The sequence below is a fragment of the Paractinoplanes rishiriensis genome, assembly GCF_016862375.1.
GTDB lineage: Bacteria > Actinomycetota > Actinomycetes > Mycobacteriales > Micromonosporaceae > Actinoplanes > Actinoplanes rishiriensis.
Genome location: NZ_BOMV01000051.1, coordinates 107054 through 119807, shown reverse-complemented (window position 1 = coordinate 119807; position 12754 = coordinate 107054). Strand labels below are relative to the sequence as shown.

The following is a 12754-nucleotide window of genomic DNA, read 5'->3' as shown; positions in this document are numbered from 1 at the left end:
GGTGATGCGCCAGAGCTCGTTGGTCGTGGTCGCCAACCGTCTCCCGCTCGACGACAATGCCGCCCGTGATGGTGCCTGTGAGTGGCGGCGCAGCCCCGGCGGGCTCGCCAGCGCCCTGCGCAGCATCCTGGAGCAGACCCCCGCGACCTGGGTGGGCTGGGGCGGCGGGATCGGCCCGGCCCGGCAGTTACCCGACGTGGGGCCGCTGCGGCTGCGCCCGGTCGCGTTGACCGCGGACGAGCTCCAGGGCTACTACGAGGGCTTCGCCAACTCCACGCTGTGGCCGCTTTACCACGACGCGGTCGAGCCGCCGGTCTTCGACCGCGGCTGGTGGGAGACCTACCGCGCGGTCAACCGCCGGTTTGCCGAGGCCGCCGCCGAGTCGGCCGAGCCGGGCGCCGCGGTCTGGGTACAGGATTACCACCTGCAGCTGGTGCCTCAGTTGCTCCGCGAGCTGCGTCCCGACCTGCTGATCGGCTTCTTCCTGCACGTCCCGTTCCCGCCGCCCGAGCTGTTCATGCAGCTCCCCCGCCGCACCGAGTTGCTGCGCGGGATGCTCGGCGCCGACCTGGTCGGCTTCCAGCGCCCGCAGGCCGCGCACAATGTGGCCCAGCTGGCCGCCAAACTGCTCGGCACGCAGGGCGCCGACGACGCGATCCTGCTGGACGGCCGGGTGGTGCGCACCGGCGCGTTCCCGGTCTCGATCGACGTGCCCGAGATGACCGCGCTGGCCGCCCAACCGTCCGTCCGCAGCCACGCCCACCAGCTGCGACAGGACCTCGGCCCGCACAAGCGGGTGGTGCTCAGCGTCGACCGGCTCGACTACACCAAGGGCATCGAGCACCGGCTGACGGCATACAGCGAGCTCTTACGCGACGGCCGGATCAAGGTGCGCGACGTGGTGATGGTGCAGGTGGCGGTGCCCAGCCGGGAACGGGTGGAAAACTACCGCGGGCTGCGCGACCGGATCGAGCGCGAGGTGGGCCGGATCAACGGCGAGTACGGCCGGGTCGGCGAGCCCGCCATCCACTACCTCAACCAGCCGTTCGACCGGGCCGACCTGGCCGCGCTCTATCAGACCGCGGACGTCATGGTGGTCACCCCGCTGCGCGACGGGATGAACCTGGTGGCCAAGGAATACGTGGCGGCCCGGGCCGAGGACACCGGCGCGCTGGTGCTCAGCGAGTTCGCCGGCGCGGCCGCCGAGCTGGAGGACGCGTTCCAGGTCAACCCGCACGACGTCGACGGGCTCAAGGAGACGCTGCTGCGGGCGCTGGACGCCGATCCGGCCGACCTGGCCCGCCGGATGCACGCGATGCGCGAGCACATCACCGAGCACGACATCCACGCCTGGGCCGGCGACTACCTGACATCGCTCGACCACAGCGGCGGACTGGCTCGCGTGCTGCCCCGGCCGAAGGAGGCGCTAGCGCGGCCCAGCTAGTTCCTTGGCCAGCCAGTCCAGGATCGCGTCGATCGGCTCGGCCCAGCCGGCGTCCAGCATCAGGTCGTGGGCCATGCCCGGGAACAGCAGGGGCGCGCCGCCGTAGCGCGCGGCCGCCCGGTCCAGCGAGGTCCGTGGCACCACCCGGTCGTCGGGGCTGCCCACCACCAGCGCCGGTGGGTTGCCCACCGGGCGCGGGGCGTCACCCCGGGCGGTCCACGCCCGGGGTGGTCGTGGGTGGATCTTGGCCAGGTACGCGTCCGCCTCCTCGGCCGGCAGCCCGGGGCTGAACAGCTGCTTGCGGTTCAGTCGCTGGGCGCCGCCGAACAGCGCCGGCAGGGTGCCGAACGGGTTGGCCCGCAGCGCGGCGCCGAGTGCCGGCCGGGGCTCCAGCACCGGCGAGACCAGCACGGCCGCCCGGGCGGGATAACGACCGAGGGCGTACGCGACCACGAGCGCGCCGGTACCGTGGCCGACCAGCACCGCCTGCCGGGGCAGCGCCGCCGCGACCTGGACCACGTCGTGCACGTGGGCGCGCAGGTCGCCGCCGTCCCGCGGGGTGAGCGAGTGGGCCGGGAAGCCGCGCTTCGCGGTGTGCCCGAGCCAGCGCTCGGCGAACGCCCAGGCGCCGTGCCCGGGCCCCGGGACGAACAGCACCGGCGGCTGCTCGTCCTCGCCCTCGACGAGCCGGGAGACAACCTCGCGCTCGACCGCGGGGACCGGCGACGTCCAGTCCTCGAAGCGCAGCAGTTCCGACCTCATGCTGTACCGCCTTGCATCGCCCGCAACAGACCCTCGACCGACCGCAGGTAGTCCACGTGGTCGACCTCGAACCAGTGCCGCCGGACCGGCACCACGGCGCGCCGTGACCAGGACCGGATCGGGCGGGTCGACTCCTTCTGCTGCACGACCGCCGCGCGTACCGGATCCTCCAGGCGCAGCCGCAGCCAGCGTGCCACCGCGACACTCTGCCAGTGCGCGAGCGGCAGCACGCCGGTGTCCGGCTGGAGCAGGCCCACCACGGCGAGGGTCGGATGCTTGCGGGCGAACGCGTGCAGGTGCAGGTCGGGCCGGCCGTCCTCGCCGGTGTCGAGCAGTTCGGGCTCGAGGAATTCGAAGCGCGGCGCATACCCGGTCGCGGTGATCACCAGGTCCGGTTCGATCCGGCGCCCGTCGGCCAGCTCGACCGAGGAGCCCGCGAACCGCGCCACGTCCGGCACCGGCTTGATCCGGCCGTGCCCGAGGAAGTAGGCCAGCTGGCTGTTGCGCACCGGGTGGCTCTCGGACGGGCGGTGGTCGGGCTCCGGCAGGCCGAACCGGGTGAGATCACCGGTGCTCAGCATCAGGGCCCGCCGATAAACCCATTGGCGTACGCGCGGCGGCAGCCACCACTTGAGCAGGCTGTCGTGGAACTGGTCGGCGGGGCGGCCCAGGATGTACTTGGGTGCGTACCAGTAGCCGCGCCGGGTCGAGTGCCAGACCGTGCCGGCCTGCTGGGCGGCCTCCACCGCGATGTCGCAGCCGGTGTTGCCGCCGCCGATCACCAGCACCTTGCGGTTCCGGAACTGCGCCGGGTCCTTGTACGTGGCCGCGTGGATCACCTGACCGCGGAAGTCGCCCGGAATGTCGGGCTTGACCGGCGCCCAGTTGTGCCCGTTGGCCGCCACCACCCCGGCGTAGCGCTGCACCCGGGACGAGCCGCCGCCGGTCGACCGGGTGGTCACCTCCCACCGGCCGTCGTCGACCGGCACCGCGGACACCACCTCGGTGCCGAACCAGATGTGCTCGACCAGGCCGAAGTGCTTCGCGTACCGCTCCAGATAGGACAGCATCTGGCTGTGGTGCGGGTAGTCCGGCCAGCTGTCCGGCATCGGGAAGTCGGGGAACTCGGCGAACGGCCGGGACGAGATCAGATGCGCGCTCGCGTAGACCGGGCTGCGGTCGTGCCGCCAGTTCCAGGCCCCGCCGACCGAGGTCTCGCGCTCGTAGCAGTCGACGGCGAAGCCGTGCTCGCGCAGGTTCTTGATCGCGGCGAGACCGCTCGCGCCCGCACCGATGACGCACACCGCGTCCCGGCGGTCGGCGATGTCCGGAGTGTCGTGCACGCGAGGATATTGCCAGACGGCGGCGCTACGAGGAAGGGACCAGAAGATCCGCCAGAACCGGGAGATGATCACTCGCCCGGCGGGCCAGGTCGGACTGGACCACCTCGTACTTCTCGATGGTGATGTCCGGCGTGACGAACAGGCCGTCGATCAGCCGGGCGGGCAGCGTGGCCGGGAAGGTCGGCGCGGCCGCCGAGGACGACACCAGGCCGTCGCCGACCGTGCGCCAGGCGCCGCCGCCCGGCCCCTCGTTCAGGTCGGCCGCGGCGATCACCGGTCCTTCCAGGCGGCCCAGGGCCTCTTTCCAGAGGGCCGCCTGCGCGGGTCGTTCCCCCGGGTCGGTGGCCAGGTGCGAGCCCGAGATGGTGAAGTCGCCGCCGCGCACCGAACAGCGGGCGAAAGCGGCGCCGCGCATGTGCCGGCCCGGGGTGAGCGGGTAGCGCAGGCACCATTCCTCGTGCACCTGCACCCGGACGTTGACGAGCAGCAGGTTGCCCAGCGCCGGCAGTCCCCCGGCGGCCACCACCAGGCCGGCGTCGTCGGCCAGGGTGGCGCACCGCTGCCGCCAGAGGAACCGGCGGGGCGCCTCCTGCACGATCAGCACATCCGGGGCGAGTTCGCGCAGCAGGGTTATCAGGGCCGCCCGGTCGTCCTTCAAGCCGTGGACGTTGTAGCTCATCACCCGCAGCGGCACCCCGGACACCTTTGTCCCCTTTTCAGCTGGCCCTCAGCTCAGGTAATCACAGATGGGCGCGCGCCAGGTCTGCCGCGCCGACGACCCCCGCCGTGTTGCCGGTTTCCGCGGCCACCACGTCGGCGACCGGGAACCTGCCACGCTGTTTGAGCTGGTCGCGGTACGTCGTCCGGGTCGGTTCCATGAGCAGCTCACCGGCGTCCACCACGCCCCCGCCGATCACCAGGATCTGCGGGTCGAAGCTCTGCGCCAGGTCGGCCATGGCAACCCCGAGCCAGTACCCGATCTGCGCGAAAGCGTCCCGGGCCACGCCGTCGCCGCCATAGGCGGCCTCGGTGATCTGCCGCCCGCTGATCGCCAGCGGGTCACCGCCGGCCAGTTCGAGCAGCTGCGCGGCCCGCTCCGGCTCCTGCCGCGCACCGGCCCGGGCGAACCGGACCAGGGCGTTGCCGCTGGCGTACTGCTCGAGGCAGCCGAGCCGCCCGCAACCGCAGGGATGCCCGTCCGGCACCGACTGGATGTGCCCCAGCTCGGCCGCCATGCCGTTGGCCCCGCGCCACAGCCGCCCGCCGATCACGATGCCGCCGCCGATCCCGGTGCCCACCGTGATCATCACCATCGAGTCGTCGGCCTTGCGCGCCACCCCGAACCGGAACTCCGCCCAGGCGGCAACGTTGGCGTCGTTCTCCAGCACGGTCGGCAGCCCGACCGCCTTGCTCACGTAGTCCCGCAGCGGCTCGTCCCGCCACGCCAGGTTGGGCGCGAACAGAACGGTCGACCCGGCCGCGTCGATCCACGCCGCCGCCCCGATGCCCACCGCCGTAGCCTGCGGATATTGCGCGGCCAGCTCGGCGGCCACTTCCACGATGGTGTCCCGGGTCCCCGCGGGGTCCTCGGCAGGCGTGTCCCGCCGGTTGGACGCCAGCACGGTGCCGTGCTCGTCCACCACCCCTCCGGCCACCTTGGTGCCGCCGACGTCGACTCCGATGGTCAGCGTCACGCTGTCTCCTCTACTGCTTGCAGCTCACACGGCGCCGTCGCCGGAGGCATCGTCGCCCACCGCGCCGTCGCGCTCCCCGGGCGCCCCCGCGCCCGCCACATCATGATCCACCGTCGCCGGTGACGGCACGCCGGCAACATCGGCATCGGCATCGGCCGTGGCGGCAGCCCAGACATCAAACCTCTGCGCGGTACGCCCGGAGCCAACTCCCCCACCCCGCGTGTCGGGGGTCCCGCCCCCACTCCGGCTTGCCGTTCGGTCCCCCTTGCCAGACAAATTCGATTTGTCGGAAGCAGCAGCCTTACCGGCAGCAGCAGCCTTACCGGCAGCAGCAGCCTTACCGGCAGCAGCAGCCTTACCGGCAGCAGCGGCCTTACCGGCAGCAGCGGCCTTACCGGCAGCAGCGGCCTTATCGGCAGCAGCGGCTTTTGCGGCAGCAGCGGCTTTTGCGGCTTCAGCCAGCGCGGCTGCCTCGGCGACCCGGCGGGCGGCCTCGGCCGCGGCCTGCCGCGCGGCCCGAGCCGCTTCGCGGCGCGCCTTGGCCTCCACCCGGTCGGCCTCCGCGGCCGCCGCGCTGACTGCGGAAGCCGCCGCCCACGGATCAAGCCCAGCCGCCGCCCACGGATCAAGCCCAGCCGCCGCCGCGGATGCGGCACCGCCGGCGGCAGCCGACCACGAATCCGTGCCGGCCGCCCCGGATGCGACGACGCCACCGGCAGCCCCATCAACTCCCTCCCCGGCCGGTGCGGGCGCGGTGTTGGTGGCGGCGGACCACGCGTCGGCGGGGCGGTTGGGTGGCTCGGCCGGGGTGGTGGTGCGGGTGGCTGCGGACCACGCCTCGTCGGGCGTGGGCGTGGGCGTGGGCGGGGGCGGGGTGGGGCGGCGGGGCTGGCGGGTGCGGTCGCCGCTGAGGGCGGAGAGGCCGCGCATCAGGCCGGCCACGCCGGTGGCCAGGTCGCCGGCGCTGGAGGCCAGGCGGACGGCCGTGGCGGGGGTCGGGTTGCGGACCGCGGCGATGGCTTTGCAGACCGGGCAGACGCAGCACTCGGGGCTGCCGGTGGACCAACCGTCGGGCGACCGGTTGGACGACTGGGAACCGGGTTGGCCGCTTCCCGCTATGCGGTTGACGGCGTGTGTGAGGGTGCCGGCCAGAGCGGCCAGGCCGTTGGCGACGTCGCCACGCGTACCCCCTTGGGAATCGCTGGAAGCGCTCGCCGCGGCCATCGCGAGGACCGTCGCGACCAGCCGTTCCGCTTCGTCCCGCGCTGACCCGGGCATGTCCCCGCTCTCCGCTCTCAGCTCGCTGGCAGGCTCTCGACGCGGCGCTTGAGCTGCTTGAGCGCCGTGTCCATGATCAGTTTTTCGGCTTTGCGGCGGAACATCCCCAGCATGCCGATGGAGAGTTCCACCTCCAGCGAGTAAGTAACCGTGGTGGTGCCGTCGCCGGCGGACTCGAGGTCGTAGGAGCCCTGCTGCGATTTCTGCGTCTTGGACGGCTCGACCAGGTGCCACTCGATCCGGGAGAGATCGTCGGCGTACGCGTACTCAAGGGTGTAATCGTCGGCCATCACGCCGGCGTCGATCACGAACCGGACCTGGGCCGCGTAGCCGTCCTCGTATTCCTGCAGGACCTCTACCTGTTTGCACGCGTCGACCCACTCGGGATAGCGCGGGAAGTCGCAGATCACCGCGGCCACGCGGTCGACGGGCGCATGGACCTGGATCGACTGCGTCGAGGTATCCGCCATGCACGGAGGCTACCGCGTGGCTACGACAATCCAGACGACCGGGCCGTGGCGCCACGGACTCGGAGGACTACCATCCGTCAGGTGCCGGTGCTGATCAGGGTCTCCTCGCGCGTCCAACCGCTTGCGGTGACGGCGCGCATCATCATGCTGGCGCTGGTCGCGGCACTCACTCTGATCCTCACCAAGGAACCCGGTCAGCTGCGCTGGATCGCCCTGCTGCTGGTCGCCGCGCTGCCCGCGTTCATCGCGCCCGACCACCGGCTGTTCGGGCCGCTGGGCCGGTTCGCCGAGGTCGCGGTCACCGGGCTGGCGGCCGGCTCGATCGCGCTGGCGGCCGACCGCAGCGGCACCGTGAGCGCGCCCGGGTTCGGCGCCGAGGCCGTCCTGCCCTATCTGGCGGTCCCGCTGCTCACCGCCGCCCTGCGCCGCAAGCCGACCGAGGGCGCCGCGCTGCTCGGCGTCGCGGCCGTGGCACTGGTGGCCGGCGGCACGCTGATCGGCGGCGCCAGCCCCAGCCCGATCACCCAGCCCGGCTTCCTGGCCGCCAGCGGGCAGTGGCTGGTGCTCGGCGCAATCGTCACGTTCGCGGCCGACGCCATGCGCCAGTTCATGCAGCCCGCCGAACCCACCCCGCAGCCGTACGCCGAGGCCACCCGCCTGCTCACCCAGCTGCGCAGCGTGGCCCGTTCGCTGCCCGGCGCCACCCTCGACCCGGGTGGCATCTCCGAGCACCTGCTCGAGGAACTGCGCATGGTGGCGCCCGGCGACCGCGCCGCGGTGCTGTCGACCAGCGGTGGCGGCCGGCTGGTGGTGCTGGCCCAGACCGGCGCCGACCGGGTCGACTGGGAGACGACTCTCGACTCGGAATCGGCGGTGGCCGAGGCCTGGACCACCCAGCAGCCGCAGGTGGCGAGCCGCTCGCAGGCCCGCTCGCACCGCGGCGGCGACGTGTCCTCGCTGGTCGTGCCGCTGGTCGCCGGCGTGCGCACGATCGGGCTGGTCATCCTCGAGGCGGACGTCTCCAGCGCGTACCCCTCGGGCGTGGTCTTCGACGTGACCGGCGTGACCGAGCCGGCCGCGCTGCGGCTGGAGGCCGCCCTGCTCTTCGACGACGTGCGCTCGCTGGCCACCAATGAGGAGCGTCAGCGGCTGGCCCGCGAGATCCACGACGGCGTCGCGCAGGAACTCGTCATGGTCGGCTACGGGATCGACAACGCGCTGGCCACCCTGCCCGAGGGCACCGAGGAGACGGCCGAGGAATTGCGCACCCTGCGCAACGAGGTGACGCGGGTGATCACCGAGCTGCGGCTGAGCCTGTTCGAGCTGCGTTCCGAGGTGGACCGCAATGGCGGCCTGGCGGCGGCGATCGCCGAATACGCGCGGACTCTGGGCACTTCGGCCGGCCTGCGCGTGCACTTCACGTTCGACGAGTCGACGGCGCGGCTACCCGCCGCGACGGAGGCCGAGTTGTTGCGCATCGCCCAAGAGGCGATCACCAACGCGCGCAAGCACGCGGGTGCCTCTAACCTGTGGGTCACCTGCACTGTCGACCCCCCGTACGCGGAGATCGAAGTCTCCGACGACGGTAAGGGTTTTGCCGACGACCGCCCGGACGGTCGGTACGGTCTCACCATCATGGCCGAGCGAGCGGAACGGATCCGGGGCCGACTCAAGATCACGCCGCGACACCCCAGCGGGACAACCGTGGCCGTAGTGCTCGGTTCTTCCGCCAAGCGCGATAGCGTGCGGGATAGCGTTTCCGCTCCAGAAGGGGAGTAACCCGAGCATGTCGACCAGTCCTGCGCCTACCACGCGCACCAAGGTCCTCCTTGTCGACGATCACGACCTGATTCGTAAGGGGCTGCGACACGCATTCGAGCGCGACCGGCAGTTCGAGGTGGTCGGCGAGGCGGCAACGGCCGCCGAGGCGGTCCGTCAGGCCGGTGCCCTGCAGCCGGACGTCGTGATCATGGACCTCCGGCTGCCCGACGGCAGCGGCCTGGAGGCCACCAAGGCCCTGCGTAAGAACAACGCCAACATGGGCATCGTCGTGCTGACCATGTACGCGGGCGACGACCAGCTCTTCGGTGCGCTCGAGGCCGGTGCCAGCGCGTTCGTGCCCAAGACCGCACCCGCCGACGAGGTGGTCGCGGCCGCCCGGCACGCGGCGTCGGCGCCCAGCGCCTTCACCGCGGCAGATCTGGCCGAGGCCATGAAGCGCCGGCTCGCCCCGTCCGGCCCGCAGCTCTCGCCGCGCGAGGGCCAGGTGCTGCGACTGCTGGCCGACGGCATGAGCGTGGCCGGCATCGCCAAGCAGCTGTTCGTGTCGGAGTCCACGGCCAAGACCCACATCTCGAAGCTGTACGAGAAGCTGGGCGCGGCCAACCGGGCGCAGGCGCTGATGACGGCGCTCCGGCTGGGCCTGCTCGAAGCGCCGGATGCCCCGAAGTTCTGACTAAGTGGTCCGCGCGGTCAGCCGCCGGATCGCCAGGTAGGCCTCACACCCCAGGCAGAGGCCGAACGCCGCGTTGAGGAACGCCGCGAGCAATGCGAAGGCGGCGAAGATCAGCCCCAGCGCGGTCAGCCCGGTGAGATACCCGAACGCGGCCAGCAACAGAAACGTGAAACCGACAGACTGGGCGAAACGGACGGGGGCCACGGGCTCCCGTTCCGATGGCGGTCCCAGGCGCGGCAGGACCAGAAGGCGATAGAGGTACGCGTACGGGCTGCGCCGCGGATCGACGGCCGCGACCGCGAAGATCACGGTCTGCGCCAGCGCCAGCCACCCCGAGCCGGTAATCAGCACCACGATGAGAACGACGCTGGTCAGCGCCGCGGCGAAGCGCTGCCCGCGGGGATCGAGTTCCATCCGTGAAGGGTCGCACCGCGCGGCGCGCTTGCCGAGGTGAGAGGCATCACGAGCGCCGCGGTCAAGAATCGGCGGCCGGCAGGATGTCGGCGAGCGCGGCGATCAGTTGCGGCTTGCTGGGTACGCCGGTGGCCCGCTTGCTCACCCGGCCGTCGGCGTCGAGCAGGAGCAGGGTCGGGGTACGCCAGATGTTCAGCGCCCGCACCTCGTCGAGGTGGCTCTCGGCGTCGACCTCGACGTGCTGCACACTCGGCAGGAGGTCGGCGACCTCGGTGCTGATCCGGCGGACGGCCCGGCAGGGAGCACAGAAGGCCGTCGAGAACTGGAGAATCGTGGCCTGCGCGGGCCGGACACCGAGGCGCTCCAGCAGCCCGGGATCCAGCCGGTCGTCGCCGGCGGCAGGTGACTCGACGACCCCCGGCTCCTCCGTCGCATCCGGGATGACCCCACTGCCTTCCGCCCCGTCACGCCCACTGCCTTCCGCCCCGTCACGCCCGCTGCCCGCCGCCCCCTCGCGCCCGCTGCCCGCCGCCCCCTCGCGCCCGCTGCTCGGGGCCGCCTCGTCGTCGCGTACCAGGTGCAATGCTCTCGGCTTGGCCGGCCTCCCAGCCGGCGCCGGAACCGCAGCCGCCGCCGCGTTCGAGGCCGCATTCGCGGCCGTCGCGGCCGCCTCGGGCGATTTATCGCGATTTTCCACGAACTGCGCGAGCTGATTCTTGGCCTCCGCGACGTCGCGGAACTTGCCGTCCATGCGGCGGCGCAGCAGGCCCGCCATGACGCCCATGATCAGCACGACCACCACCATGAGCACGCCCACCCAGTCCATGGATCAACTCTGGCACGCGCCGGTTGCTCAGGCCGACTGATACGCGCTCGCCTGCAGCGTGAACAGCTGCGAGTAGATGCCGCCGGCCGCCATCAGTTCCTCGTGATCGCCCTGCTCGACGATTGCGCCGTGGTCGAGCACGTAGATCCGGTCGGCCTCGCGGACGCTCGCCATCCGGTGCGTGATCAGCACGACCGTGCGGCCGGCCGCCAACTCGCGGAGCCGCTGGTAGACGCTGTGTTCGGCGCGGGCGTCCAGGTTCGCGGTCGGCTCGTCGCAGATCAGCAACGGGGCGTCGCGGTAGAAGGCCCGGCTCACCGCGAGCCGCTGCCACTGGCCGCCGGACAGGTCGGCGCCGTCGGTGAAGTGCCGGGACAGCAGCGTCTCGTACTGCCTGGTCAGCTCCATCACGAACTCGTGCGCGTCACCCGCCCGCGCCGCCGCGTGCACCTCCGAGGTGTGCGCCAGCCGCTCGTACCGGCCGATCGTGATGTTCAGGCGCGCCGACAGCGGCCACCGGGTGGGCTCCTGCATGACCACCGCAACCCGCTCGCGCAGGGTGTCCGGGTCGAGGCCGTTCGCGTCCTGCCCGTCCCAGGTCACGGTGCCCTCCTGCGGCCGGTACAGCCCCGCGAGCAGTGCCGCCAGGGTCGATTTGCCGGATCCGTTCTCCCCGACGAGCGCGACCACCTCGCCGCGGCGCAGCGTGAGGCTCACGTCCCGCACGGCCGGCCGGTCCGCGTCCGGATAGCTGAACGTCACCCCCTCCAGCCGGATCTCCCGGAAGGCCGGCGGCGCCACTCCACCCGGCGTCGGTTCGGCCCGCCGCTGCGACAGGTCACAGAAGCCCTGGAAGTCCGCGAAGTACAGCCCCTGCTCGAACACGCGGTTGACGGTGAACGCAATCTCCCGCAACTTCCCAATACCAACATTGATCGCGTACGCCGCGGCGCCGCCGGCGGCCAGTTCCATCCGTCCCGTCCAGAGCAGCCAGAGCAGGACCGCGTACGTGACCCCGGTCGCGGCCGCGCTCAGCGCCGTGCCGATCAGGTTGGTGCGCACCTGGCGGTTGGAGACCCGGATCTCCTCGTTCGTGGAAATCCGCAGCAGCCGCCGGACCTCGTCGAGCAGAAACGACCGCAGGGTGAACGCCCGCAGCTCCGGCGCCGGCTCCCGCGCGGCCAGCAGTTCGGCCAGCATCCGCTGCCGCCGCCACACCGCGATGAGCCGCAGCATCCGCCGGTATCCCAGCCGCGCCGACCGCATCGACGCCCACCCCACCGGAATCACCGACAGCACCAGCAGCGGCAACAGCACCGGATGCAGCACCGCCAGCACCCCCGCCGCCGCGATCAACCCGACCATGTTCGTGGCCAGCTCGATCGCCCGGTCAACCAGCTGCTGCGCCGCCGAAATCCCCCGGTCCCGCGCCCGCTCCATGGCGTCCCGCCAGTCCGGCGAGTCAAAGGTGGCCAGGTCAACCCGCGTGGTAAGCGACAAAAGGCGCATCTCGGCAGCCTGGTAGACCTTGGGCGACAGCCGCCCGTTCGCCGCCACAGCAGCCGCGGTGAGTGCACCACGCACGGCCGCGGCCCCAATGACCAAAAGCAGAGAGGGTACGGCGGCCCGCACCCGTTCCGGCGTTGGCCCGTCCCGCAGCAACCCGTCGAACACCCCCACCACGCTGATCAGCCCCACGGCACTGGCCACACCCCCCGCCAGCTGCAGAATCACGACCGCCACCGTGGTCCGCTTGTCGGCCCGCCACCCGAGCAGCCACGCTTCCCGCAGCAGAGCAGGAAGCCGCTGCAACATCCGCGCAAAGCTGGTGTTGGCCGCCTCCTCGGTGCTGGTGAGCCAGTAGGGCAGCTCCAACTCCCCATCCTCAAGCCGAGCCTCAAACTCCTCCCGCACGTCCGCCCGCGGATCCGCCTCACCCCCGGCCGCGTCAGCCCGCCGCCCGGAGGAGAGGGAGTCGGATGAGAGCGAGGCCGCACCGAGGACGCGGCCGTCAGCCGGCCGAGCGCCCACGGCAAGGCCGCCCACCGCACTCGCATCCGCGCCGCCG

At 72.1% G+C, this 12754-nt stretch carries 12 protein-coding genes; 3 read left to right on the top strand and 9 right to left on the bottom strand.

Annotation, left to right across the window (positions count from 1 at the left end; genetic code table 11):
• Nucleotides 1–4 precede the first annotated feature (4 nt).
• On the top strand, nucleotides 5–1444 hold the full coding sequence (locus Ari01nite_RS21350; RefSeq protein WP_203783086.1) for an alpha,alpha-trehalose-phosphate synthase (UDP-forming): 1440 nt from the start codon (nucleotides 5–7) through the stop codon (nucleotides 1442–1444).
• Here the strand turns inward: Ari01nite_RS21350 and Ari01nite_RS21345 are convergent.
• From Ari01nite_RS21345 to Ari01nite_RS21320, 6 genes are all read right to left on the bottom strand, one after another.
• A complete protein-coding gene (locus Ari01nite_RS21345) occupies nucleotides 1427–2206 on the bottom strand; it encodes an alpha/beta hydrolase (protein WP_203783085.1) in 780 nt (259 codons plus the stop codon). The two genes, Ari01nite_RS21350 and Ari01nite_RS21345, sit on opposite strands and share 18 nt — an antisense overlap.
• A complete protein-coding gene (locus Ari01nite_RS21340) occupies nucleotides 2203–3549 on the bottom strand; it encodes a flavin-containing monooxygenase (protein ID WP_203783084.1) in 1347 nt (448 codons plus the stop codon). Before Ari01nite_RS21340 ends, Ari01nite_RS21345 begins: the two co-directional genes overlap by 4 nt.
• A 25-nt stretch (nucleotides 3550–3574) precedes the next feature.
• Nucleotides 3575–4228, bottom strand: coding sequence for an endonuclease/exonuclease/phosphatase family protein (locus Ari01nite_RS21335; protein ID WP_203783234.1), 654 nt, complete (start codon nucleotides 4226–4228; stop codon nucleotides 3575–3577).
• A gap of 61 nt (nucleotides 4229–4289) precedes the next feature.
• Nucleotides 4290–5243, bottom strand: a complete 954-nt coding sequence (locus Ari01nite_RS21330) for an ROK family glucokinase (protein ID WP_203783083.1) — start codon at nucleotides 5241–5243, stop codon at nucleotides 4290–4292.
• Nucleotides 5244–5267: 24 nt separating this feature from the next.
• The gene (locus Ari01nite_RS21325; RefSeq protein WP_203783076.1) at nucleotides 5268–6467 is read right to left on the bottom strand and encodes a hypothetical protein; all 1200 of its coding nucleotides are present in this window, start codon (nucleotides 6465–6467) and stop codon (nucleotides 5268–5270) included.
• 71 nt (nucleotides 6468–6538) lie between these two features.
• The gene (locus tag Ari01nite_RS21320; protein WP_203783075.1) at nucleotides 6539–6991 is read right to left on the bottom strand and encodes an SRPBCC family protein; all 453 of its coding nucleotides are present in this window, start codon (nucleotides 6989–6991) and stop codon (nucleotides 6539–6541) included.
• An 81-nt stretch (nucleotides 6992–7072) separates the two neighbouring features.
• On the opposite strand from Ari01nite_RS21320, the gene Ari01nite_RS21315 reads away from it, so the two are divergent.
• Nucleotides 7073–8770 (top strand): GAF domain-containing sensor histidine kinase, encoded by a 1698-nt coding sequence (locus Ari01nite_RS21315; RefSeq protein ID WP_203783074.1) that lies wholly within the window; start codon nucleotides 7073–7075, stop codon nucleotides 8768–8770.
• Nucleotides 8771–8777: 7 nt separating this feature from the next.
• Nucleotides 8778–9446 carry a response regulator transcription factor gene (locus Ari01nite_RS21310; protein ID WP_020512124.1) on the top strand — a complete coding sequence of 223 codons (669 nt, stop codon included), beginning with the start codon at nucleotides 8778–8780 and terminating at the stop codon, nucleotides 9444–9446.
• On the opposite strand, the gene Ari01nite_RS21305 is transcribed toward Ari01nite_RS21310, so the two are convergent.
• The 3 genes from Ari01nite_RS21305 to Ari01nite_RS21295 form a co-directional block, all read right to left on the bottom strand.
• The gene (locus Ari01nite_RS21305) at nucleotides 9447–9860 is read right to left on the bottom strand and encodes a DUF4395 domain-containing protein (RefSeq protein WP_203783073.1); all 414 of its coding nucleotides are present in this window, start codon (nucleotides 9858–9860) and stop codon (nucleotides 9447–9449) included. It abuts the gene before it with no gap.
• Nucleotides 9861–9921: 61 nt separating this feature from the next.
• On the bottom strand, nucleotides 9922–10686 hold the full coding sequence (locus Ari01nite_RS49950) for a TlpA family protein disulfide reductase (RefSeq protein WP_239162893.1): 765 nt from the start codon (nucleotides 10684–10686) through the stop codon (nucleotides 9922–9924).
• A gap of 27 nt (nucleotides 10687–10713) precedes the next feature.
• Complete coding sequence (locus tag Ari01nite_RS21295) at nucleotides 10714–12561, bottom strand: ABC transporter ATP-binding protein (RefSeq protein ID WP_239162892.1); 1848 nt, start codon at nucleotides 12559–12561, stop codon at nucleotides 10714–10716.
• Between the last annotated feature and the right edge of the window lie 193 nt (nucleotides 12562–12754).